This is a genomic window from Iodidimonas sp. SYSU 1G8 (genome assembly GCF_039655775.1).
Lineage (GTDB): Bacteria > Pseudomonadota > Alphaproteobacteria > SMXS01 > SMXS01 > RI-34.
Window position 1 is genome coordinate 1030009 of the sequence record NZ_JBBYXJ010000001.1, and the last position, 23749, is coordinate 1053757.

Below are 23749 nucleotides of genomic sequence, written 5' to 3' on the forward strand. Positions count from 1 at the left end.
CATAGTCGTAGCATGACCGACCGACGCGCCATACTGGCTATTGATCAGGGAACCACCAGCAGCCGCGCGCTGGTTTTCGACATGGCCGGAAACACCGTCGCCCTGGCACAGACCGATCTCACCCAGCACTATCCAGGCGATGGCTGGGTCGAGCACGATCCGGAGCAGATCTGGCGCGACACGCTGGCGGCGTGCCGGAGCGTGCTGACGCAGGCTGCGGAAAAAGGCTTCGGCACCGTCTGCATCGGCATCACCAACCAGCGCGAGACGACCATCGTCTGGGACCGGCGCACCGGAGATCCGATCCACAACGCCATCGTCTGGCAGGACCGCAGAACCGCGCCGCTGTGCCGGACGCTGCGAGACGCCGGCCACGAAACCATGGTCGCCGAACGGACGGGACTTCTGCTGGACCCGTATTTTTCCGGCACCAAGATCGCCTGGCTGCTCGACAACGTGCCCGGCGCCCGCGACCGTGCCGAGCGCGGTGAGCTGGCCTTCGGCACGGTGGACAGTTTCCTGCTGTGGCGCCTGACCGGAGGCCGCCACGCCACGGACGCGACCAACGCCTCGCGCACCCTCCTGTTCAACATTCACACCCAGGACTGGGACGACGATCTGCTGGCCCTGCTCGGCATCCCCCGTTCCCTGCTGCCCGAGGTGACCGACTGCGCTGGTCCGCTCGGTGAAACCAGCCTGTTCGGCGACCTGCTGCCGGTCACGGGGATGGCCGGCGACCAGCAGGCCGCCACCGTGGGCCAGGCCTGCCTGAAGCCGGGCATGCTCAAGAGCACCTATGGCACCGGTTGCTTCGCCCTGCTGAACACCGGGCACACGCCCATCGCCTCGCGCAACCGGCTGCTCACCACCGTGGCCTACCGCCTTGATGGGGTGCCGACCTATGCGCTGGAAGGCAGCATCTTCATCGCCGGCGCGGCCATCCAGTGGCTGCGCGACGGGCTCGGCATCATCGGCACGTCGTCGGAAAGCGCGGCGCTGGCCCAGTCGCTGCCGGACAATGAAGGCGTCTACATGGTCCCCGCCTTTACCGGACTGGGCGCGCCCTGGTGGGACCCGGACGCCCGCGGACTGATCACCGGACTGACCCGCAACACAGGGCCGGCGCATCTGGCGCGGGCCGCGCTGGAAGCCGCCTGCTACCAGACCGACGACCTGCTCAGGGCCATGCGCGCCGACTATCAGGGCGACGTTGCCGAGATCCGCGTCGATGGCGGCATGGCCGCGAACGACTGGCTGCTGCAGTTCCTCAGTGACATCACCGACGCGCCGGTCGAGCGCCCGCACACCACCGAGATCACCGCGCTCGGCGCCGCGTTGCTGGCCGGACTGGGTCACGGCCTTTGGGAGTCGCCTGACGAAGCCGCCCTGCTCTGGCAACGCGCGGCGCGCTTCGCGCCGGCTATGTCGGCGGGGGAACGCAAGCGGCTGGTCGATGGATGGACGCAGGCCGTTCGCCGTTCGGTTAGTGATTTTGGACAGGAGCCCATGTCATGAAAACCAAGGTCTGGGATCTGCCGATCCGGCTGTTCCACATCGGTATCATCGTGCTTGTCGGTATCTCATGGTGGAGCGGCGAGCGGCTGGATCGCACGGAACTGGCCGGCCTCGACCCGCTGGACATCCACATCTGGAGCGGGTGCACCATTCTGGCGCTGGTCCTGTTCCGCATTCTCTGGGGCTTTGTCGGCAGCACCACCGCCCGGTTCAGCCACTTCGTCAAAGGCCCCGTCGCCGTCGCGCGCTATCTGCGCGGCATGGTCTCCCGCCAGTCGCGGCAGGAAGCCGGGCACAATCCTCTGGGCGGCTGGTCGGTCGTTCTGATGCTGGCCATGCTGCTGGCCATGCCGCTGATGGGATTGTTCGCCGCCGACGCCGATCTGTGGGGCGCCGGGCCAAGCGGGCCGCTGAGCAGCCTCGTGCAGGAAGACACGGCCGACAATCTGGCCCACTGGCACGAGGATCTGTGGGAGATCCTGATGATCGTGCTTGGCGTCCACATCGCGGCCGCCCTGTTCTATCTGGTCGTGAAGCGCCAGAACCTGATCGGCGCCATGATCACCGGGCGCGCCAATGTGGAAGGGGCCGAAACCCTGCGGTTCCGGCCCCTGTGGCTTGCTGTGCTGATCCTCGCCGTGACTGGCGGCGCCGTGGTGGCCGCCATCACGACCCTGGCGTGATCAGTCCTTGAACTTGTCGTGACAGCCCTTGCATGACGCACCGACGCCCTTGGCGGCGGCGCCGATGGCTGCCTGATCGCCTGCCTGCACGGCGGAGGCCAACGCGACGGCGGCCTTCTCGAAATCATCGGCCTGCTTGCTGAAGTCGGAACCGGCGGCCCAGATTGCATCCTTGGCTTCCGTCTTGACGCCGGAACCCGACGTGTTCTGGGCGAACGCGGCCTTCACCTGCTTGGAGGCGGCGGCCAGGGCGTCCGCATTATAGGCCAGCGCATCCTTGTGCGGCACCTTGCCCTGGAGAATGCTGAAGAAGTTCCCCGTATGGCCGCCGATCACCGACATCACCCCCTCGCGATATTTCACCGCGTCTTCGGGCTTGGCGTCCTGGGCGTGGGCCGGGACCAGGAACGCAGCGGCCAGCAAACCGCCGGCTACCGTGGCACGAGCAAAGATCTTCATATGATTTCCCCTGAGGTGAGTGCGCTTCCAAAGATGATGGTACCTGAGGAACGCGCCCTCTGAAAGGTGCTAGCGGATATGGCAGGAGGGCTCGTTTTATCTTGCTATTGCGAGTCATTATTAAATAAGCTGATACGACTGAACCAATGAATGGACATGATCCCATGCAGAACGACGCTCTCATGACCACCGAGGTGCACACTTTCGATAGCGACACCCGCAGTTTTGCTGATCAATTCGTGCTCTGGGCGATGCGAAAATGGGTGATCGGCCATAAGGGCGCGCCAGCGGCCCTCGCCCTGTTGCAGAACGCCTTCGACCGCACGAGCGCCCCCGACGCGGTTCAGCATCTGAATGGCCTGATGCAGGCGATCACGGCCGGCGCGTCTCGGCGCATCGCGGTCCATGCGCCCTGCTGTACGGCGGTCAGCGGCGATGAATTGCTGGTGCTCGACGCCATCGCCCTTGCCCAGGCGGAAGTGAAGGTCGACGTGGCATTTCTGCTTCGGCGTTTCCTGACACCGGCCGGGGCGCGCGCGGCCGCAGCGCCGTTGCGGGATCTGGCGGCGGCGCTGCGCGACAGCGGCCTGCGGCTCACCGTACGCTCGGGAACCTATCCGCTGGCCGGCGTGACCACGCTCGACATGGTCCAGGTGCCGGCGACCCTGCACTGATCAAAGATCGGCGGGACGCGACAAAAGCTCGTCGATCTTCGCCAGCAGGTCCTTCTTGGAAAAAGGCTTCTGCAACAGGACCATGCCAGCATCGACTCGACCGCCATGGACAAGCACGTTCTCGGCATAGCCTGACATGAACAGCACGCGGCATTCCGGCACGCGCAGCAACACGGCCTCAGCCACTTCGCGGCCGGTAATCCGGTCCGGCAGCACCACGTCGGCGACCAGCATCTGCGGACGGAAGCGCCCGGTATCGATCAGATCGATCGCCTCCCGCCCTGTCGCCGCCACCTCGACGGTATAGCCTTCCTTGCGCAGCATGACGCGCAAGGTGCGGCGGACATCGTCATTGTCCTCGACCACCAGAATCGTTTCCAGGCCCTTCGGCGCGACACGCGTTTCCGGCTGGACAGGTGCCGTCACGACCAGGGACGACGATGTACGAGGCAGATGGATCAGGATCGTGGTGCCGCGACCCAGTTCACTGACGATAGCGATATGGCCGCCCGACTGCCGCACGAAGCCGTAGACCATGCTGAGCCCCAGGCCGGTCCCCTTACCCACGTCCTTGGTGGTGAAGAAGGGCTCGAAAGCGCGGTCTATGACGTCGCTCGGCATGCCGGTGCCCGTGTCGCTGATCTCGATCGTGACATACTCGCCCGATTTGATCCCGCCGCCCTTGCCACCCAGTTCATCGTCGCCGAGCCACCCGCACCGTGTCCGGAGCGTCAGCGTCCCGCCCTGCGGCATGGCGTCGCCGGCATTGACCGCCAGGTTCAGCAGCGCATTCTGAAACTGACCGGGATCGATTTCGCAGGGCCACACCGTGTCGGCGAAATTGGCGAGGATCTGGATATCCTCGCGTAGGGTACGGCGCAGGAAGACCAAGGCATCGCCCATGATCTCGTTGACGTCCACCACCCGGGGCTCGAGCGGCTGGCGGCGGGCGAACGCGAGAAGCCGCTGGGTCAACTGTGTCCCGCGCTCCACCGCGCCAGCCAGCATCCGCAGTGAATCGGCCGCCATCGGGTCAGCATACGGCTGATCGTGCAGCACTTCGAGGCTGAGCTGCATCGCCATCAAAAGGTTGTTGAAGTCGTGCGCGACGCCGCCGGTCAATTGTCCGATCGCCTCCAGCCGGTGCGCCTGCTGCAGATCGGCCTGGGCTCGCTTGATCTCCGTCAGATCCAGAATCTCGGAGACGAAGTGCAGTGGTTCTCCCGAGCCGTCGCGGACCATGGAGACGCTCAGCAGCGCCCATACCGCCTCGCCGCCTTTCCGGAGGTACCGCTTCTCCATCTGGAAGGACGTGATATTGCCAGCCAGCATCTGCTGGACCTGATGGAGATCGGCATCCAGGTCATCGGGATGGGTGATGGCCTGAAAGTCGAGGGCGCAAAGCTCGTCCTGCGTATAATCCAGCATGGTGGCCAGCGCGGCGTTCACCATCAGCAGCCGGCCGCACGGCGACACCAGCGCCATGCCGTGGGGCGCGGTCTCGAAGACACCGCGGAATCTCTGCTCGCTTTCCAGCAGCGCGAGATTGGAGCGGGACAATTGCGCGTTCGTCCGTTCCAGTTCCGCAAGGATTTCATGCCGCTCGGTTTCCTGTCGCAGGCGAACCATCGCCGCGGCGATGGCGCTGCGGAAAGCAGGGCCGCGAAGATCATCGCTGAACATGCAGGCCTGCGCGCCGGATCGGATGGCCTCGGCCAGCACGCTCTCATCGTCCCGCTCGGCGATCAGCACGACAGCCGGACCGCGTCCGCCCCAATAGGACCGTACCCGCTTCAGAAAGTCGATCCCGTCGCCGCCGAACAGGCCTTCCTCGAGCAGGACGCAGTCAAATCTCTCCTCGGTGAGCAGGACGAATGCCAGATGACCATCCGCTGTCTCGGTCACGGACATGTTCGGCATGGCCTCACCGAGGACCCTGAGGATCGCGTGGCGCCGTGCCGCGTCATTCATCACGAGAAGCGTGTTGATCAAGCCTGGCTCTACAATCGCTGTCAGAAACGGGGCGGTGCAACCGGTCGAGGACAGCGAAACGGTCCAACGGTCCGGATCGTCAAATCTCGCTGCGCCGCAACATTAACGCCTGAACAATCCCGGATACAAACCGGATTTGACCCTGCGCTTCAGTAAATCGGCTCCACATCGAACGCCACGCAGACCCGTCGCTCTTCGCTCCGGAAAGGAACGGTACCGTGATACAGGTACGAAGGGAAAAGAAACATCTGGCCGAGGACGGGTCTGTACTGACGGATATCGAAGCCGCCGGCGACGTTCAGTTGTCCGGTGGGCTTGCCGAACTCCAGCCATCCTTCCGGACGGTGCGCAGGGTCGTCGATGACGGCGGGCAACTGCGGATAGAACACGCCGCTCAGCCAACCATTGGGGTGGATGTGCGGACGCTCGTGGCCGCGATTGTGCATCACCACGCCCCAGGCGGTCAGGCGCCATTTGTCCGGCGCCCAGCGAACCGCCGGATGTGACGGATCATCGGGCAATTGCGCCTTGTACCAGCGGACAGCCTCGTCGATCCGGGCGATCATCCCTTCCATGGGCCCGAGAGGCGGCTTGATCAGCTCGCCCGTATGCCGCCCGTTTTCAGTCGACATCACGCCGCCCTGCAAAGTCGGGTGAGTTCGGATGTAGCGTGACAGCGCCTTATTGAAGGACGCCATGTCGGCATAACCGTCCGGCGGCGCGAACGCGTAGCTTTTCACCAGTGTATCGAAGTCGAGCAGGCGCCCGGCCTCGTCCGTCCGGCCCGCGGCGGCCAGCGCGTGCGCCTGATAGGCCAGCGCGTGAAAGTCGCGGCCGCGCGCCACCATGCACGCATCGAAAACGGCGACGGCCTCGTCGGCGCGCCCCTGCGCCAGATAGAGATTGCCCAGATCGTAATAGGGGTCGCCATAGCGCGGGTCGCGGGCGATGGCCTCCCGGAAGGCCGCCTCGGCCTCTTCCGGCAGGCCCGCCTTGACGGAAGCGGCGCCCAGATTCATGAAATAGCCGGGCTCGGATGCCCCCAGCGCGATGGCGCGCCGGATCATCTCCAGCGCCGCGTCATAGCGACCCGCGTGGAACTCGATCATGCCAAGACCGCTGATCGCCCCCACATGCCGGTCATCCAGCGCCAGCAGCTGCCGGTAAAGGGACTCCGCCTCGCGAAACCTGTTCGCCTGGTGATAGCGCACGGCCGCCTGGAAGGCCGAAACCGCGTTCTCGCGTGACACCATCGGCGGCGCGGCGGCGGCCGAGGGCTGCTTGCGGAGCGACTTTTCCTGCATCCTGCGTTGCTGGCGGTTCGACATGCTTGTCCGGCGGGTCCCGTTGTGATTGCCTCGGCATCATAATGCGGTTTCGGGGAGCGACCATGCGGCAAATTCTCGACGCACCCAGCGTCTTCCTGCCCCACATCTGGGCCAGTCACGCACGCCACTTTCCGAACCGCGATGCCATCGTCTGCGGCGACACGCGCTGGAGCTGGCGCCAGTTCAACGAGACCATGAACCGGGTGGCGAACGGACTGGCTTCGCTGGGAATCGGCCAGGGTGACAAGGTCGCCGTCATCATGTCGAACGCCGCGGAAACGGCGGCCGTGCTCTACGGCGTCCTGAAGTCCGGCGCCTGCGCGGTACCGGTCTCGGCGCTGCTGTCGCCGGAACAAATCCTGGGCATGGTCGAGGACGCCGGCGCGCAAGTGCTGTTCGCCGATGCCCTCACCCACGCATTGATCGAGCCGGTGCGCGACCGCATGGCGCGCGTCCGGCGCAACGGCTTCTTCGCCCAAGGCTTCGCGGCGGATGGCTGGCGCGACCTGACGGACTGGCTTGCCAAACAGGACACCGTGGAGCCGGACGTGGCCTACGCGTCCGATGACGAGGTGAACATCATCTATTCGTCCGGCACGACAGGCCTGCCCAAGGGCATCGTCATGAGTCACGCCGCGCGGCTGCATTTCGCCTGGTCCAACGCGATCGAGATGCGCTTCTCGCGGCGAAGCCGCGCGCTGGTCACCACCGCGCTCTATTCCAACGGCACCTGGCTGATGGCGCTGCCGGTGCTGTTCACGGGCGGAACGCTCCACATCCTGCCCTCGTTCTCGCCCGACGCATTTCTGGCGGCGGTGCAGCGCGAGCGGATCACCCACACCTTCATGGTGCCGACCCAGTACATCGTGACCCTCGAACATCCGGCGCTCGAGACCGCCGACCTGTCGAGCCTCGAAGTCATGCTGTCGGCCGGATCGCCGCTGAGGGTCGAGACAAAGAGACAGCTCATCGCCCGCATCGGACGAGGCATCCACGAGCTATATGGTTACTCGGAAGGGGCAGCGACCATGATCAAGCCCGAGGACGCCGAGGCGAAATGGGGATCGGTCGGCACCCCGGTCATCGGGTTCGACATCTCGATCATCGACGAGAGCGGCAACGAACTGCCGTTCGGCGAAACGGGCGAGATCGTGGCGCGCGGCGGCGGCGTCATGACCGGATATCACAAGCGGCCCGACGCCACGGCGGCGCTCGTCTGGAAAGATGAGGCGGGCCGGGTCTGGATCAGATCGGGCGATATCGGGCGCTTCGACGAAGACGGTTTCCTTTATATTCTCGACCGTAAGAAGGACATGATCATCTCGGGCGGATTCAACGTGTTCCCCGCCGATATCGAGCAGGTGATCGGGACCCACCCGGACGTCTCCGACGTCACCGTCATCGGCATCCCGCACGAAAAGTGGGGCGAGACGCCGCTGGCACTGGTCATTCCCAGACCGGGCGCCGCCGCCGACGCGGGAAGCATCCGAAACTGGGCCAATGAACGGCTCGCCAAGCCACAGCGTGTCTCCGTGCTGGAGTTGCGTGACGAGTTTCCCCGCAACGCGCTGGGCAAGGTGGTCAAACGGCTGTTGCGCGAGCCCTATTGGTAACCGTCACAGCCGGCGCGAAAACACAGGCATGTCCGTCGACCTAGCTGTCCTGTCCTGCGGACATTGCGGGGGTAACTGGGTGCGCGAGCGGTTAGCCTGAGTGACCGACCTCCCCACTCCGCCATCTCCGCGCTGTAACACCTATCTTCTAGTGTGACGCGCACATCGTTCCCGAAGGCCTATCATGCACACCCGACATCGCGGCGACCTCTACCAGACCAGCCTGCGCGGCACCGAGCTGCTCAGCCAACCGCTGCTGAACAAGGGCACCGCCTTCAGCATCGAGGAGCGCGAAAAACTGGGATTGCTGGGTCTCCTGCCCCCACATGTGGCGACCCTTGGCGAACAGCTGACGCGAACATACGAGGCGTTCCGCGCGGCAAGTTCCGACATTGCCCGGCATATCTACCTGAGGTCCCTTCAGGACCGGAACGAGACCCTGTTCTATCGCCTGCTGACCGATCATCTCGAGGAGATGATGCCGATCATCTACACGCCGGTGGTCGCCGATGCATGCCAGCGCTTCAGCGAGATCTACCGCCGGCCGCGAGGGCTCTTCATCGCCTATCCGGATCGCGGCCGGATCGACGAGATCCTGAGGAACTGGGGCGCCGACCAGGTCGAGGTGATCGTCGTCACCGATGGCGAGCGTGTGCTCGGCGTCGGTGACCAGGGCGTGGGCGGCATGGGCATTCCCATCGGCAAGCTGTCGCTCTACACCGCTTGCGGCGGCATCGATCCCAACGCCACGCTGCCGATCTTCCTCGATGCCGGAACCGACAATCAGGAACACCTGAAGGACCCGCTTTATCTGGGCTGGCAGCACGAGCGCGTGCGCGGCCAGGATTATCTGGATTTCGTCGACGCCTTCGTCGCCGCCGTGCGCGGACGCTGGCCGAATGTCCTGCTGCAGTTCGAGGATTTCGCGCAGGTCAATGCCGGTCCGCTGCTCAGCCGCTACCGCGACCAGCTTTGCACCTTCAACGACGACATCCAGGGCACGGCGGCGGTCGCCCTCGGCACGCTCATGGCGGCCAGCAACGTGCTGGGGCTGAACCTGCGCGAGCAGACGGTCGTAGTTCTGGGCGCGGGTTCGGCCGGCTGCGGCATCGCCGAGCAGATCGTCGCGGGCATGGTCGCGGACGGCCTCACCGAAACCGAGGCCCGTGCCCGCATGTTCATGGTGGACAGGCCCGGACTGCTGCACGACGGACTGGACGGCTTGCTGGATTTTCAGCAGCGGCTGGCGCAGCCCGCGGAGCGGCTCGCGGACTGGGCTGTCGAGTCACCCGAGCGTATCAGCCTGTTCGACGTGGTGCGAACCGCACGGCCCACGGCGCTGATCGGCGTGTCCGGTCAGCCCGGCCTGTTCACCGAGGACATCGTCCGCGAAATGGCGGCCCACACGGCCCGTCCGATCATCCTGCCCCTGTCCAACCCCACATCGCGCGCCGAGGCACGGCCGGAGGAACTGATCCATTGGACCATGGGCCGGGCTCTCGTCGCCACGGGCAGCCCGTTTCCCGACGTGGTGTTCGAGGGCCGGACCCTGCGGATCGCCCAGTGCAACAACGCCTATATCTTTCCGGGCCTGGGCCTGGGCGTTGCCGCGACGGAGGCGACCCGTGTCACCGACGGCATGCTGATGGCGGCATCGCGCGCGCTCGCCGCACAATGCCCTGCCCTATCCAATGCCGGCGCCGATCTCCTGCCGCCACTGGGTGACCTGCCCCGCACCAGCGTGGAGATCGCCGTGGCCGTCGCGCAGCAGGCGCAGTTGGACGGCGTGGCCCCGCGCCGCACCGAGGCGGAATTGCGGTCACGGATCGAGGCGTGCCGCTGGAAAGCCGATTATCCCGCCATCGAGCCGGTCGACGAGCGCGCGTTGACTTGATGCCGGACCGCGCTCAGACTTCCCCGTTCCTGGGGAGGAGAACGAGCATGGATCGGGGTATTCTGGACAAGATCGCCCGCACGCGGTACGGCGCCATCGAGAACGTCAATTCCAACCTGGTCGACTGGCGCGAAGTCGAGGGCCAGAAGGGCAACTACATCAAGGTGCTGGCGCTCGATACGTCGCGTCACCGGGTGGACTTTCTGTTCCGCCAGGACCCGCACGCCGAATTCGCCAAGCACAATCACCGCTGCCTCGCCATCGCCTACACGCTGGGCGGACTCTGGGGCTACCGCGAAGGCGCCGAGCTGCATTTTCCCGGCACCTTTTCCTACGAGCCGCCGGGCAGCATTCACACGCCCTATTCCACCGCCGACGGCATGTTCCTCTATGGCAGCTTTCAGGGCGACAGCGACGTGATGCTCGACATCCTCGACGAGGACGACAAGGTGATCGATCAGCTCAAGCTGAACTTCTTCGCCCAATATTACGACGGGAAGTGATCTACAGCGCCGCGATCGCCTCGCCGACGGCCTCGATGACTTCCGCCGGCTTGCCGACCACGGGCACCAGCATGCGGTGGATACCCGCGTCGCGGTAGCGCCGGACCGTGTCCAACCCGGTCTGCATGTGCCACATGGCGGTGATCTCGATCTCGGCGGGATCGCGGCCCACGGCGCGGCAGGCGCTGGCGATCTCGTCGCGTCCGTGCATCACATCCTCCAGCTTTCCGCGCGGCGTGTACCAGCCATTGCCGTATTTGGCGATGCGCTCGAACGCCTTGCCCTTGTCGCCGCCGATGACCACCGGCAACGGGGACTGGACTGGCAGCGGATACGACTTGAAATTGTGCCAGCTCAGGAACTCGCTTTCATGCTCGACCACGTCGCCGGACCACACCTTGCGCATGGCCTGCAGATAGTCGTCGAACCGCGCGCCCCGCCGCTCGAACGGCACGCCCATGGCGTCGTACTCTTCCTTCAGCCAGCCAATGCCCAGGCCCAGCATCAGGCGGCCATTGGACATGAAGTCGAGACCGGCCGCCTGCTTGGCCAGCAGCAGCGGGTTGACCTGCGGCAGGATGTTCACGCCCGTTCCGAGACGGATCGTGCTCGTCGCGCCGGCGATGGCCGCGAGCGTGATCAGCGGATCGACCAGATTGGTCTCGGGCGGCACGCCCATCTTGCCATTCTCGTTGTACGGATAGGGTGAGCTGTACTCGAGCGGGATGATCACATGCTCGCCGGTCCACACGGACTCGATACCCAACGCCTCGGCGCGGCGCGCCAGTTCGATGATGGAATCGCCGGATTTGGCGCCGGTATTGATGAAGACGATACCCAATTTCATGGTTGCTCTCCCCGTTTTCGTACCGGACGGTAACAGGCTCGGCGCGGAAAACAACCGGCTTGGTGTCCGGGCGGGCAACTTGTCCCCTTGCCGCTGCGAAAAGCTGCCTTTACAGTGCGCCCCACAGTAAAGAACACACTCTATTATTCACTGGGGAGACCGACATTGCAGTTGAGCCGCGAGCAGCTGTTGAGCGCCTATCGCCGGATGCGCACCATCCGGGAGTTCGAGGAACGCCTGCACCAGGAGTTCCAGTCCGGCACCGTACCGGGGTTTCTCCACCTGTATTCGGGCCAGGAAGCCATCGCCGTCGGCATCTGCGAGCAGCTTGAGGATCACCGCGACTATATCGGCTCGACCCATCGCGGCCATGGCCACTGCATCGCCAAGGGCGTCGACGTGAAGGCGATGATGAAGGAGATCTACTGCAAGAAGAACGGCGTCTGCGGCGGCAAGGGCGGTTCCATGCACATCGCCGACCTGGACAAGGGCATGCTCGGCGCCAATGCCATCGTCGGCGGCGCGCCGCCGCTGGCGCTGGGCGCGGCGCTGACCGCCAAGACACTGAAGACGGGCGGCGTCGCCGTGCCGTTCATCGGCGATGGCGCCGCCAATCAGGGCACGGTCGCCGAATCCATGAACATGGCCGCCGTGCTGAAGCTGCCCATGGTGTTCATGTTCGAGAACAATGGCTACGCCGAGTTCACGGCCGCATCCTATGCGACGGCGGGCAGCATCGAGGCGCGCGCGAAAGCCTACGACATCCCGGCGGTGACCGTGGATGGCGCCGATTTCTTCGCCGTCTACGAAGCGTCACGCGAGGCGATCGAGCGCGCCCGCAATGGCGGCGGCCCGAGCGCCATCGAAGCCAAGGCCTATCGCTTCTGGGGTCACTTCGCCGGCGATCCGCAGCGGTACCGCGCGCCGAACGAGACCAAGGAACTGCGCGAAAATCACGACTGCCTCAAGCATTTCGCCGCGCGCGTCACGCAGGCGGCGCTGCTCGACCAGGCGGAGATGGACGCCATCGACGTGGAAGTGATGCAGCTGATCGAGGACGCGGTGATCGAGGCCAAGGCCGACGACCAGCCCGACCCGCAGTCGCTCTACAACGACGTCTACGTCTCGTACAACTGATCGATCGGAGATAGATCATGTCACTCAAGACCTATCGCGAGGCGATCAACGAAGCGCTGCGTCAGGAAATGGAAGCCAATGACCGCGTCATCGTCATCGGCGAGGACGTTGCGGGCGGCGCCGGCGGCTCGGCTGGCGGCGCGGAAGCCGCAGGCGGCGTCATGGGCATCACCGCCGGCCTCGCCACCAAATTCGGCCGCGACCGCGTCATCGACACGCCGATCACCGAATCCGCCATCATCGGCATGGCGGCGGGCGCCGCGCTGACCGGCATGCGGCCTGTGGCCGAGCTGATGTTCGCCGACTTCATCGGCGTCTGCCTCGACCAGATCTACAACCAGGCCGCCAAGTTCCGCTACATGTTCGGCGGCAAGGCACGCACGCCGCTTGTTGTCCGCACCATGATTGGCGCGGGCATGGGCGCCGGGCCGCAGCACAGCCAGGCCATCTACCCGATCCTGACCATGATCCCGGGCCTCAAGGTGATCGTGCCGTCCAACGCGTATGATGCCAAGGGCCTGCTGATCCAGGCGATCCGCGACGACGATCCGGTGATCTTCTGCGAACACAAGGGCCTCCTTGGCGACAGCTGCGAGGTTCCCGACGAGCCCTACACGATCCCGTTCGGCAAGGCGGCCATCACCCGCAAGGGCGATGCGCTCACCTTGGTCGGCATGTCGCGCATGGTGAAGCATTGCAACGAGGTCGCCGACCGGATGAAGAAGGATGGCATCGACATCGAGGTCATCGATATCCGTACCACCTCGCCGCTCGATGCCGCCACCATCCTGGAGAGCGTGAAGAAGACGGGACGGCTGGTGGTCGTGGACGAAGCCAATCCGATGTGTTCGGTGGCCTCCGAGATCTCCAGCATCGTCGCGTCGGACGCGTTCGACTATCTCGACGCCCCGATCAAGAAGGTCACGGCGCCGCACACGCCGGTCCCCGCTTCCCCCACGCTCGAGGCTCTCTACCTCCCAACGCCGGCCAAGATCGAGCTGGTCGTCCGGGAACTGCTCGACTACTAGACCGCGTCCTCGGGACACAAAACATTGAAATCGCGGAAGGGGGATGCCAGCATCCCCCTTCGTCTTTGTTGGGAGGCAAAGAATGACGGTTTCAGGACGCGGGCTCTGGCTGGCGCTGCTGCTGGTCTCGGGGCTTTCGGCCTGCGGACCGGAGGAAGCACCGCCTGCGCCCGTCCCGTCGACGACGAACGCGGAACACGACCCCCTCGACGTTCACGCCGGCGCCACCGGCGCGGGCCCCGAACTTTACCGTGCGCGCTGCGCCTCGTGCCATGAGGGCGGCGTCGCGGGCGCCGCGCACGCGGTCACCTTCCAGAACGGTCGTCCCGAAGCCATTCTGGATGCCATGGCAGGCGTGATGGCCCGGCAATCCGAGGGATTGACCCAGGAGGAGCGCGTGCTCCTCGCCGAATTCCTCACCGGCCAGACCCTGTCCCGTACCGGCGGCGCCGCGCCCGTCCAGATGTGCGCCGAATGGCAGAAGCGCTTTGATTTCGACCGACCGCCCGCCTTCCCCGGCTGGGGCCTGACGCGAGGCAACACCCGTGTCATCCCGCCGGCCACCGCGCGCCTGACGGCGACCGACCTGCCGAGGATGCAGGTGAAATGGGTCTTCGCCTATCCCAACGCCACGCGGGTGCGCGGACAGCCCGCGCTGGCTGGCGGCGCGGTTTTCGTGGGAAGCCAGGACGGCCATGTCTATGCGCTCGACGAGGACAGCGGCTGCGCCCGCTGGACCTTTCGTGCCGACGGGGAAGTCCGGACGTCCATCTCCATCAGCCCGTGGCAGGCCGGTGACAAGACCGCGACCCCCTCGGTATTCTTCGGCGACACCACCGCCAAGGCCTATCGCCTCGACGCCCAGACCGGAGAACTGATCTGGGCGGTACAGGTCGAGGAACACCCCAACGCGCGCATCAGCGGCACGCCGACGCTCTATGACGGCCGGCTATACGTGCCCATGTCGTCCACCGAATGGGCCTCGGCCGCCGATCCAGCCTATGAATGCTGCACCTTCCGGGGCAGCGTCACGGCGCTGGACGCGGACACCGGCCAACGCATCTGGAAGACCTTCTCGATCCCCGCGGATCCGCGGCTGACCGGTGCCACCAACCCGGCCGGCACGCCCACATGGCATCCGGCGGGAGCACCGATCTGGAACAGTCCGACAATCGACGCAAAGCGGAACCGGCTCTATGTCGGCACCGGCGAGAGCTATACCTCGCCCGCCGCGAGTACCAGCGACGCGATCCTCGCTCTCGATCTGGAGAACGGGAAAATCGTCTGGCACTATCAGGCGACGGCAGGCGACGCCTGGAACATGGCCTGCGCCCTGAAGGACAAGATCAACTGTCCGGCGGAAAACGGTCCGGACTTTGATTTCGGTGCGCCGCCCATCCTGCTGTCGCTCGACGGCAAGAAGGATATTCTGCTCGCAGGACAGAAATCGGGCTATCTGCACGCGATCGATCCCGATACGGGCCATCTGATATGGCGCCAGAAGGCCGGCGCGGCTGGCGCCTCGGGCGGCATCCAGTCGGGCATGGCGGCAGCCGACGAAACGGTCTACGCGCCGATCAACGGCACCGACTTCTTCGGCCGCGCCAAGGACCCGCGTCGGCCCGGTCTTTCCGCCAGCGATGCGGTAACGGGCGAGCAGATCTGGTTCACGCCCAACGAGGATATCTGTCCCGACGAGCTCCGCCCGCGCTGCGATCCCGGCTTGTCCGCGGCGCCGACCGTCACCGCCGATGCGGTCTTCGTCGGCGCTTTCGACGGCTGGCTACGCGCCTATGACCGCGCGACCGGACAGGTCATCTGGTCCTTCGACACCAGCGCGAACTTCGAGACCGTGAACGGCGTCACCGCCCATGGCGGATCGATGGATTCCGCCGGCCCCGTCATCGCCAATGGCCGCCTGTTCGTGAACTCCGGCTTCCTGTATGGCGGCCGCATGGCGGGCAACGTCCTGATCGTCCTCGAGGCGGCCCGCGCGCCCGCCATCGGCCGGCCTGCCCCGCCAGAGACGGCGGCACCCGAGACAGCCGTTCCCCAGGACGAATCCGGGGCGACACAGAACTGACGAACAGCAGCCATTTGGTCGCTCCGTACGCATCGGCCAGACGCGCCTACCGGCGGGCGCGTCGGTCCAGCACCGCGCGGATGCGTTCGGCGAGTTCTTCCTGCTTGTAGGGCTTTTGCAGCAGGTCCAGCGGTTCCTCGCCCGCTTCGACCTCCAGCACGTGGAGGTCCGTATAGCCTGAGCTGAACAGGGTGCGGATCCCTGGCCAGCGGGCATGCACCCGGTTCGCCAGCGTCCGGCCATTCAAGCCACCCGGCAGGATCATGTCGGTGAACAGCAGGTCGAACCGGCTGTCCTGTTCCAGCAACTCAAGAGCCTGATGCGCGTCAGGCATCGGCACCACCTCGTAGCCGAGCCGCCTGAGCAGAACCTGTACCGAGGAACGCACCAGGTCATTGTCCTCGACAAACAGAATCCTCTCGCTGCCGCCCCGGGCCTTCCGCGCGGCGGGCGCGGCATCCGGGGACAACGCGCGCTGCACGCTCGCCGGCAGATACAGGATGACCGACGTCCCTTGGCCCGGGATGGACTCGATTACCGCGCCGCCGCCGAGCTGCTTCATCAGGCCGTACACCATGCTGAGGCCGAGACCGGTTCCCTTGCCCTGTGCCTTGGTGGTGAAGAACGGCTCGAAGGCCCGCTGGACGACATCGGGTGTCATGCCGGTGCCGTCATCCGTCACCGCGATCTGCACATAATGGCCGGGGGCGACACCATCGCAATTGCTGGTGCGGGCCGCGTCGATCTGGATCGATTGCGCGGCGATGGTCAGATTGCCGCCTTCCGCCATGGCGTCGCGGGCATTCAGGCACAAATTGATCAGCGAGGTCTCCAGTTGGGCCTCGTCGGCGGTGGCCGCGGGAAGATCGGAGGAGACCCGGCTCCGCACCCGGATCGTCTCCCCCAGCGTTCGCCGCGCCAAAGCCTCCACGCGTTTGACCAGAGAGGTCACGTCGACCGCCTTCGTCGTCAGGGTCTGCCGCCGCGCGAAGATCAGCAGACGGCGGGTCAGGTCCGCCCCCCGTTCCGCCGCCAGCAGGATGTAGCGGGCATGGTTGCGCAGTTCCTCGTCCCGGTCGCTGTTTACCAAAGCCTCGGCGTTGCCGAGAATGACCTGCAGCAGGTTGTTGATATCGTGGGCGACACCGCCGGTGAGTTGTCCGACCGCCTCCATTTTCTGGGACTGGAAGAGCTTCTCCTCCATCAGATACCGATCGGTCATGTCGCGGATGGAGGCCAGCAGCGCGGGGCGGCCATGCCATTCGATGCGGGCGACGCGGACCTCGGCCCGGCGCTTTTCGCCGTCGCGCACCACTTCAATGCCGGTGACCTCGTCTTCACGCAACGGGAAATCCAATGTCCTTCCCAGCAACTCATTCTCGGAAATCCCGAACAGGTCGACGGCGGCTCTGTTCACGAAATGCACCGCATGCGCGGAATCGGTCACGATGACGGCATCGGGGTTGGCCGCGATGATCGCCTCGATCTGCCGCTGCATCGTCTGCGCCTTGTAGCGCTCGATGGAATACAGCAGCCCCCTTACCTGCACGCCATAACTGGTCGCATTCTTCTCGACGAAATCCAGCGCGCCCTCGCGCATCGCCTGCAAGCGCAGCTCCGGATCGCTGTCGCCGGAGTAGACGACGATGGCGACGTTTTCGCTGACCCGCCGGAGTTGGCGGAAGGTCTCGATGCCGGATGAATCCGGCAGATTGAGATCGAGGATAACGGCGTCGATGCGGGTCTGCTCCAGCACCTCGATCGCATGCTTCAGCCGATCGACCACGGTGATCTGGTGGTCGGGAACCTCCGCCAGACGCTCGGCGGCCAGATCCGCGTCGCCGGGATTATCCTCGACGAGAAGCAGTCGGAACTGGTCAATCTTGCTCATTTATCGCCCCCCTCCCGGCGTCCCTGGGCGCACACGGATTGCCGGTCATCACGTCATTTCGGCGGCGCCGGTCGGCAACGTCGCCACGGCGAACCAGAATCCTTCGAGCGCCTGCACCACATTCTGAAAGGCCTTTAGGTCGCCCGGCTTGGTAATGAAACAGTTGGCGCCAAGCTGATAACTGGCGAGTACGTCGCTTTCGGCGTCCGACGAGGTCAGAACCACCACCGGAATCTTTTTCAGGTCGAAATCGTCCTTGATGGCGACCAGCACCTGGCGTCCGTCCACCTTCGGCAGGTTGAGATCGAGCAGAATGAGATCCGGCCGCCCATCGCCCCCGCCGACACCGCGACGCGTCAGTATCTCGATGGCCTCGACCCCGTCCGAAGCGACTGTCAGATCCACATTGAGCCGGCTGGCCTCGAATGTCTCCCGGGTCAGATCCACATCAGCGTCGTTGTCTTCAACCAGCAGAACCTTGACAGGTTTCATGACCGATCTCCTGTGCCGTGCGCAAGCAGGGTAAAATAGAATGTCGTCCCTTCGCCTACTCTAGAATCAAAGCGGATGGTTCCGCCATGTCGCTCGACGATTTTCTTGGCGATGGCAAGCCCGATGCCGTTTCCCTCATACTCATCGCGCGCGTGCAGCCGCTGAAACATCTGAAAAATTCGTTCGGAATACTGCGCGTCGATACCGATGCCATTATCGCCTACTGAAAATATCCATGTCGCACCATCGCGGACGGCGCCTATGGTAATCCTCGGCGCGCGATCCGGCGCATGAAATTTCAGGGCGTTGCCGATCAAATTCTGGAGAAGTTGCCCCAACTGACCCTCGTCCGCCTGCACGACGGGCAGATCTCCGTGCTCGATCTGGGCGTGCTGACGCCTGATCGCGTCACCCAGCGAGCGGCAGACGCGCCGGACCACCGCTGCCGTGTCCGTGGGCTCGAACGCCTTGCCCTGCGTGCCGACACGGGACAGGGTCAACAGGTCGCTGACAAGCCGCTGCATGCGCTTGGCGCCATCGACGATGTAGCCGATGTACTTGTCGGCGCGCTCGTCGAGCGAGCCGCGATACCGTTCTGCCAGCAGTTCCGTGTAGCTCGCGACCATGCGCAGCGGCTCGCGCAGGTCATGGGACGCGACATAGGCGAACTGCTCCAGCTCGGCGTTCGAGCGCTCCAGCTCCCTCGTCTTGGCGGCAAGAGCCGCCGCCGCCTTCCGCCGCTCCGTGATGTCGAGGATCACGCCCAGCACCAGCAGGCCGGCCGCCGTCTCGACCGGCTGCAACGTGATCTCGATGGGAAACTCGCTGCCATCCCGGCGCAGCCCGAAGAGATCACGCCCTTCGCCCATGGCGCGTGCCGACGGCGCCGCGGTGAATGCCTGAAGGTCGAGCGGGTGTGTTTCGCGAAACCGGACCGGCACGAGACCGTGGACCGGGCGTCCGACCAGTTCGTCGGCGCGATAGCCGAACATGCGCTCGACCTGGTGGTTCACCAGTGCGATCACGCCGCCGGCATCCACCATGATCATGCCGCTGGGCGAGGCCTCGAACGCCAGCCTGAACTTGGCCTCCAACTGTCGCTTCTCCGCGACGTCGCTCAGAATGCCGAGCGAGCCGATGAGTTCTCCGGCCGGCCCTCTGATGGCGGAGACGCGCGCCTCGAGCAGCAGGCGGGTGCCATCCTTGGCCACATGCACCACATCCATGTCCTGGAAGCCGTGGCCGTCGCGGATGCGTTTCAGATTCCGCTCCAGCGATGTCTCGTTGCCAGGCTCGATGAGCATGCGCGCGGGGGCGCCGATCGCTTCTTCGGCCGTGTAGCCGTACAGCCTCTCCGCCGCGGGGTTCCATCCCGTGATGACACCGTCGAGCGTGGTGGCAATGACGGCATCTTCCGAAGAGTCGAGGGCCGCGCCGAACATGCGCTCCCGCAGGGCATAATGCTGAAAGGCCCGCGCCAGCACGCCCACTTCGCCAGCTGTGTCGACGGGCAGCGTGACGGCACGTCCCGATTGCAGGGCAGTAACGGCGTTCGTCATCTGAATGATGGGACGGGCCAGCGAACGGGCCAGTATGACGCCGGCGATCCCCGCGATCAGCGCCGCGACGACCCCCGCCAGCAATGCGGAATCCCGGATCGCCCGGACGGCGCCGACGATGTGCGCATAGCGCTGCGCCTGGATGACCGAGATACGCGGCCCTTCCGCCAGCGGCACCGATGCGATGGCGAGCCCGATCCGTCGGTCGCCAAGGGTCGTGATGGAGGTCGCGGCGCCCCCTTCCGGATCAATGTTCAGATCAGGAATGTCCTCCTGAACACGCCGCGGCCGACCGAACTCGAACGCGAATTCGTTCTGCGGGGCCGGGTGAAGAAGATAGTCGCCGCGTCCATTGACGACGAAGAGTTGGGTCTGAGGAAGGCGGCGCTGCCGCAGTTCGCGGAATGCCGGGCGCATGTCGATATTGAGGATCACGAGTCCGAAGGGCGTGCCGTCGGCGGCATGCACCGGCGTTGCCGTGCGGAGGACCGGCATGGCTGGCAGCACGACCCTGCCCTGCTCGACATTCAGGTCGATGTCCGAGACATAGACCTCGCCCGGCATGAGCCGTACGGTTTCCCCGACGAAGTCCCGCACGCCCTTGCGCTGCAACTTGTCACGGGCGACACGCCGGACCGATCCGTCCCCGGTCAGGCGATCAACCCGGACGATCTCGCGGCCACCATCATCAAGGCCGATCAGCCGCGCCTTGACATAAGCAGGCTTGGCCGCGAGCACCGCCGACAGAAGCTGGGCGAACTGATCCTCGTACTGCTTGTCGGTCAAGCCGGTGACGGGATCCCGTCCGCCAGAGCGCCGCGCCCGGACGAGGCCATCGACCGACGCGGAGCCTCGCAGGGAGAGAACGTCGGCGCGGGCCCCTTCCGCATGATCGGCGAGATGATCGGCCAGCAGCCGCGTGTCGCCTTCGAGCCGGCGCATCTCCACCGGCAGGACCGTCTCCTCCAGATCCCGGTAGACGAAGATACCAATGAGACCGGCTGTAAGCGCGGCCAAGCCAACCATGGCGCCCGTCAGTCTGGTGACAAGCGTCATGCCGGACACTCCGCGCCAACGCGGGCGAAACCATAACTCCGGCACTGGCGGCCATTACCGCCGGCGACGCCGAACAATCCACCCCAAGAACCCATGATCGTTTTCAGCGATCCCTGCCATGGGGAATTCTTTACCCTCATGATCGCTGGCCAGGTCTCGCTACCTTCAATGGCCTCACCAAATGCCGCTAGGGTACTCCGATTCCGGCTCCCGAACAATCAATGCGGGTGCTTGAGTACCGCGCGGTCCCGGCGCCGATCTCTATTCGGCGGCGAGCCGGGCCGCTGACGAGGCATGGCCATTGCGCAGCAGGCGTCCGGGTAGCGCGCCAGCGGGATCGACGTGGTCCGTTCCGTGATAGCGCAGCAGGGTGCCATTGACGATAACGGCATCAATGCCGATGGCGTCCGACTGCAGCCGGTCGGCGCCTCCCGGCAAATCATAGACGCGGCGGATGGGCGCCGGGCCGACGGTCGCGGGATCGAACACGACAACGTCGGCGGCGACGCCGACGGCGAGGCGCCCCCGGTCCGTGATGCCGAAGACTTCGGCGGGCCGCGATGTCAGCGCGCGCACACCCTGTTCGAGAGTGAGAGCGCCCTTGTCACGCACCCAATGACCGAGAAGATGCGTGGAGAAGCACGCATCGCAAAGCTGGCTGGCATGCGCGCCGGCATCGGAGAGACCGAGCACCGTGTTCGGGTCGTGCAACATCTCGCCGATGGCCGCCTCGTCGGTATTGAGGACGGCGGTACGGAAACGGGCTTTCAGGTCGGTCGCCAGCGCCATGTCGAGCGCCAGGTCGGTCGCATCGACGCCGCGCTCGCGCGCGACATCCACCAGATTGCGCTCCTCGAGCGCAGGCTCCGGCGGATAGACCGCGATGGTCGTGCGTTCGTCCCAGCCTTCCAGCACCGGGATCAGGCTCTCGCGCATCTGCTGGCGCCATGCCGGGTCCGAGAACCGGGCGATCCGCGCCTCGCGCGTGCCCGCGCCCAGTTCCGCGAACATGGGCATGGCCTCGAACGGGAATGGCGTCTCGAACTGGAACTCGAAGTTCAGCGGCCGGCAGGCGACCTGCGGGATGATGTTCAGCCCCTGCTCCACCAGATCGGCGGTACGGTCCAGCTGCTTGCGGTGCCCGCCCGGCCCGAAGAGGCCGGTGAGCATGGCGGTCCAGCTGATCCATTTGCCGGTGCGGCGGGCGATGGCCGACAGCTCCTTCAGATAGAAGCCGGGTCCGACATTCACCTGTACCATGCCGCCGACCTCGCCGACCGGGCTGGCCAGTTCCTCGATCTCGTCGAGCTCGGCCAGACGGCTCGGCACCGGCTTGCCGGCATAACCCCAATGGGTGATCGCCTTCGACGTCGCGAAACCGACGGCGCCTGCCTGCAGCGCTTCGCGCACGATGTCGCGCATGCGGGCGACCTCGTCCGGCGTCGCGGCACGCTCGACGGCGTCCTCGCCCATCACGTACATGCGCAGCGGCGTATGCCCGATCAGCACGCCCAGGTTGATCGCCATGCCCTTGCGTTCGATGGCGTCCAGATATTCCGGAAAGGTCTCGAAGCCCCAATCGTCGCCCAGTCCCGCCTCGAGCGCCTCCAAGGACATGCCCTCGACGTTCTCCAGCGTTTGCAGGATCAGCCGGCGATGATCCGGCCGGGTGGGCGCGACGCCAAAGCCGCAATTGCCGACCACCGCCGTCGTCACGCCATGCCAGGGCGAGATCGTCAGCATCCGGTCCCACATGATCTGGGCGTCGTAATGGGTATGAATATCCACGAAACCCGGACAGACCACGCGTCCTCCGGCATCGATGGTCCGCGCGGCGGGCTCGGGCGCATCGCCCAGCGCGACGATCCGACCGTCCTTGATTCCGACATCGCCCCGATAGCCAGGCGCGCCGGTGCCGTCGATGATCGTGCCGCCGACAATCTTGATATCGTAGCTCATGTCTGCTCTCCCCGCGTTTGACGGTAATTAAAGCAGGCGTGAAGGAGGATGTCGAGGCAGTGCTACCCCGGCGGTAACATCACACCGGCCAGCTTTCCCGGCGCCAGGCGCTGTCCCAGAACATCCATTCGAACTGCACCGACCTGACAAAGGCCGCCGCCATGCGGTCGACACGCGACGGCGAAGCCTCAGCGGCGAGCGCATCGGCGATGGCGATCACCCTGCGCACCGCCGCCGCGAAATCCTCGCTCGCATAGGTGTCGATCCAGGCCCGGTAGGGATTGTCCGCGGCGGCGCGCGCATGGATCGCGTTGCCTACTTCCTCATAGACCCAGAAGCACGGCAGGACGGCCGCGACCGCCTCCTCGATGCTGGCCTGATGCGCCGTGGCGACGAGAAAGTTGACGTAGTTCAGGCAGGTCGGTGACGGCTCCGCCGCCTTGACCGCGGCGTCGTCGAGTCCGTTCGCACGGAAGACGCCCTCGTGCAGCGACCGTTCCACCACAAGCGCCACCTGCGCCGCCTGGGCGAATTCCAGCATCATCGGTGTCTCCGGCGCCTTGGCCGACAGCAACGACAGGGTCCGCGAATAGCCTTCGAGATACAGACTGTCTTGCAGCATGTAGAACTGGAAGGTCTCGCGCGGCAACGAACCGTCCGACAGCGCCTTGTTGAAGGGCATTTCGGCAATGGCGGCGCGCAGCGGCGCGACACGGCGCCATACATCCTCGCAGAACGACATGAAAACTCCTGTTGGTTCCGATGCGGGCTAGTTCGGCGCATGCGCGGCCCGCGCGTCAAGCCCGGAATGCCGGATGCCGCGGCGGAACCGGCTCCTGGGACGGTGCCCGCCACAAGCCTGTTGCAGGATCGCCACACCCTTTGATCAAACGCACAGGTCGTCAGCAGCGCCGACTTTTTAAGGTTGCAAAGACGTTACCGGACGGTTTATTGCCGCCGCTGTAAGAGGATAAAAGCCTCTTACTAATCAGGTACTTGCAACGTCCGATTGAAACAATATGACCTGGCTGCCGGC

The 23749-nt window shown here is 65.3% G+C and carries 18 protein-coding genes; 9 read left to right on the plus strand and 9 right to left on the minus strand.

What is annotated here, in order from left to right:
- Positions 1-12: 12 nt before the first annotated feature.
- Both glpK and WJU17_RS05025 read left to right on the plus strand, forming a co-directional pair.
- Complete coding sequence (gene glpK, locus WJU17_RS05020) at positions 13-1515, plus strand: glycerol kinase GlpK (protein WP_346326238.1); 1503 nt, start codon at positions 13-15, stop codon at positions 1513-1515.
- On the plus strand, positions 1512-2198 hold the full coding sequence (locus WJU17_RS05025) for a cytochrome b/b6 domain-containing protein (RefSeq protein ID WP_346326239.1): 687 nt from the start codon (positions 1512-1514) through the stop codon (positions 2196-2198). Before glpK ends, WJU17_RS05025 begins: the two co-directional genes overlap by 4 nt.
- Here the strand turns inward: WJU17_RS05025 and WJU17_RS05030 are convergent, their stop codons facing one another.
- Positions 2199-2657, minus strand: coding sequence for a cytochrome c (locus WJU17_RS05030; RefSeq protein WP_346326240.1), 459 nt, complete (start codon positions 2655-2657; stop codon positions 2199-2201). It lies immediately after the preceding gene.
- Positions 2658-2821: 164 nt separating this feature from the next.
- Here WJU17_RS05030 and WJU17_RS05035 point away from each other — a divergent pair, with 164 nt between their 5' ends.
- Positions 2822-3331, plus strand: a complete 510-nt coding sequence (locus WJU17_RS05035) for a hypothetical protein (RefSeq protein ID WP_346326241.1) — start codon at positions 2822-2824, stop codon at positions 3329-3331.
- Here WJU17_RS05035 and WJU17_RS05040 read toward each other — a convergent pair whose 3' ends face one another.
- Positions 3332-5323 carry a response regulator gene (locus tag WJU17_RS05040; protein ID WP_346326242.1) on the minus strand — a complete coding sequence of 664 codons (1992 nt, stop codon included), beginning with the start codon at positions 5321-5323 and terminating at the stop codon, positions 3332-3334.
- Positions 5324-5472: 149 nt separating this feature from the next.
- Entirely contained in the window at positions 5473-6651 is a 1179-nt protein-coding gene (locus tag WJU17_RS05045; RefSeq protein WP_346326243.1) for a putative 2OG-Fe(II) oxygenase, read from the minus strand.
- Positions 6652-6713: 62 nt separating this feature from the next.
- Here WJU17_RS05045 and WJU17_RS05050 point away from each other — a divergent pair, with 62 nt between their 5' ends.
- From WJU17_RS05050 to WJU17_RS05060, 3 genes are all read left to right on the plus strand, one after another.
- The gene (locus WJU17_RS05050; RefSeq protein WP_346326244.1) at positions 6714-8264 is read left to right on the plus strand and encodes an AMP-binding protein; all 1551 of its coding nucleotides are present in this window, start codon (positions 6714-6716) and stop codon (positions 8262-8264) included.
- 184 nt (positions 8265-8448) lie between these two features.
- Entirely contained in the window at positions 8449-10158 is a 1710-nt protein-coding gene (locus WJU17_RS05055) for an NAD-dependent malic enzyme (protein ID WP_346326245.1), read from the plus strand.
- A gap of 47 nt (positions 10159-10205) precedes the next feature.
- On the plus strand, positions 10206-10661 hold the full coding sequence (locus WJU17_RS05060; RefSeq protein WP_346326246.1) for a cupin domain-containing protein: 456 nt from the start codon (positions 10206-10208) through the stop codon (positions 10659-10661).
- Position 10662: 1 nt separating this feature from the next.
- On the opposite strand, the gene WJU17_RS05065 is transcribed toward WJU17_RS05060, so the two are convergent.
- Entirely contained in the window at positions 10663-11508 is an 846-nt protein-coding gene (locus tag WJU17_RS05065; protein WP_346326247.1) for an LLM class F420-dependent oxidoreductase, read from the minus strand.
- Between the two features lie 207 nt (positions 11509-11715).
- Here WJU17_RS05065 and WJU17_RS05070 point away from each other — a divergent pair, with 207 nt between their 5' ends.
- From WJU17_RS05070 to WJU17_RS05080, 3 genes are all read left to right on the plus strand, one after another.
- The gene (locus tag WJU17_RS05070) at positions 11716-12645 is read left to right on the plus strand and encodes a thiamine pyrophosphate-dependent dehydrogenase E1 component subunit alpha (protein WP_346327398.1); all 930 of its coding nucleotides are present in this window, start codon (positions 11716-11718) and stop codon (positions 12643-12645) included.
- A 17-nt stretch (positions 12646-12662) separates the two neighbouring features.
- Positions 12663-13673 (plus strand): alpha-ketoacid dehydrogenase subunit beta, encoded by a 1011-nt coding sequence (locus tag WJU17_RS05075; RefSeq protein WP_346326248.1) that lies wholly within the window; start codon positions 12663-12665, stop codon positions 13671-13673.
- Positions 13674-13755: 82 nt separating this feature from the next.
- Positions 13756-15756 (plus strand): PQQ-binding-like beta-propeller repeat protein, encoded by a 2001-nt coding sequence (locus WJU17_RS05080; RefSeq protein ID WP_346326249.1) that lies wholly within the window; start codon positions 13756-13758, stop codon positions 15754-15756.
- A gap of 46 nt (positions 15757-15802) precedes the next feature.
- Here WJU17_RS05080 and WJU17_RS05085 read toward each other — a convergent pair whose 3' ends face one another.
- The 5 genes from WJU17_RS05085 to tenA form a co-directional block, all read right to left on the minus strand.
- Entirely contained in the window at positions 15803-17647 is a 1845-nt protein-coding gene (locus WJU17_RS05085) for a response regulator (protein WP_346326250.1), read from the minus strand.
- 48 nt (positions 17648-17695) lie between these two features.
- Entirely contained in the window at positions 17696-18139 is a 444-nt protein-coding gene (locus tag WJU17_RS05090; protein WP_346326251.1) for a response regulator, read from the minus strand.
- Positions 18136-20754: a PAS domain S-box protein gene (locus WJU17_RS05095; protein WP_346326252.1), complete on the minus strand. Its 2619-nt coding sequence runs from the start codon at positions 20752-20754 to the stop codon at positions 18136-18138. Before WJU17_RS05095 ends, WJU17_RS05090 begins: the two co-directional genes overlap by 4 nt.
- A gap of 261 nt (positions 20755-21015) precedes the next feature.
- Positions 21016-22713, minus strand: coding sequence for an amidohydrolase family protein (locus WJU17_RS05100; protein WP_346326253.1), 1698 nt, complete (start codon positions 22711-22713; stop codon positions 21016-21018).
- 79 nt (positions 22714-22792) lie between these two features.
- Complete coding sequence (gene tenA, locus WJU17_RS05105; RefSeq protein WP_346326254.1) at positions 22793-23455, minus strand: thiaminase II; 663 nt, start codon at positions 23453-23455, stop codon at positions 22793-22795.
- Positions 23456-23749: the final 294 nt, after the last annotated feature.

What these genes read in the sequence shown, in the direction of transcription:
- WJU17_RS05085 (WP_346326250.1), bottom strand. Translation starts at nt 17,647, where the DNA reads ATGAGCAAGATTGACCAGTTCCGACTGCTTCTCGTCGAGGATAATCCC.
- WJU17_RS05035 (WP_346326241.1), top strand. Translation starts at nt 2,822, where the DNA reads ATGCAGAACGACGCTCTCATGACCACCGAGGTGCACACTTTCGATAGC.
- WJU17_RS05055 (WP_346326245.1), top strand. Translation starts at nt 8,449, where the DNA reads ATGCACACCCGACATCGCGGCGACCTCTACCAGACCAGCCTGCGCGGC.
- WJU17_RS05090 (WP_346326251.1), bottom strand. Translation starts at nt 18,139, where the DNA reads ATGAAACCTGTCAAGGTTCTGCTGGTTGAAGACAACGACGCTGATGTG.
- glpK (WP_346326238.1), top strand. Translation starts at nt 13, where the DNA reads ATGACCGACCGACGCGCCATACTGGCTATTGATCAGGGAACCACCAGC.
- WJU17_RS05075 (WP_346326248.1), top strand. Translation starts at nt 12,663, where the DNA reads ATGTCACTCAAGACCTATCGCGAGGCGATCAACGAAGCGCTGCGTCAG.
- WJU17_RS05030 (WP_346326240.1), bottom strand. Translation starts at nt 2,657, where the DNA reads ATGAAGATCTTTGCTCGTGCCACGGTAGCCGGCGGTTTGCTGGCCGCT.
- WJU17_RS05060 (WP_346326246.1), top strand. Translation starts at nt 10,206, where the DNA reads ATGGATCGGGGTATTCTGGACAAGATCGCCCGCACGCGGTACGGCGCC.
- WJU17_RS05025 (WP_346326239.1), top strand. Translation starts at nt 1,512, where the DNA reads ATGAAAACCAAGGTCTGGGATCTGCCGATCCGGCTGTTCCACATCGGT.
- WJU17_RS05100 (WP_346326253.1), bottom strand. Translation starts at nt 22,713, where the DNA reads ATGAGCTACGATATCAAGATTGTCGGCGGCACGATCATCGACGGCACC.
- WJU17_RS05095 (WP_346326252.1), bottom strand. Translation starts at nt 20,754, where the DNA reads ATGACGCTTGTCACCAGACTGACGGGCGCCATGGTTGGCTTGGCCGCG.
- WJU17_RS05050 (WP_346326244.1), top strand. Translation starts at nt 6,714, where the DNA reads ATGCGGCAAATTCTCGACGCACCCAGCGTCTTCCTGCCCCACATCTGG.
- WJU17_RS05070 (WP_346327398.1), top strand. Translation starts at nt 11,716, where the DNA reads ATGCGCACCATCCGGGAGTTCGAGGAACGCCTGCACCAGGAGTTCCAG.
- WJU17_RS05080 (WP_346326249.1), top strand. Translation starts at nt 13,756, where the DNA reads ATGACGGTTTCAGGACGCGGGCTCTGGCTGGCGCTGCTGCTGGTCTCG.
- WJU17_RS05045 (WP_346326243.1), bottom strand. Translation starts at nt 6,651, where the DNA reads ATGTCGAACCGCCAGCAACGCAGGATGCAGGAAAAGTCGCTCCGCAAG.
- tenA (WP_346326254.1), bottom strand. Translation starts at nt 23,455, where the DNA reads ATGTCGTTCTGCGAGGATGTATGGCGCCGTGTCGCGCCGCTGCGCGCC.
- WJU17_RS05065 (WP_346326247.1), bottom strand. Translation starts at nt 11,508, where the DNA reads ATGAAATTGGGTATCGTCTTCATCAATACCGGCGCCAAATCCGGCGAT.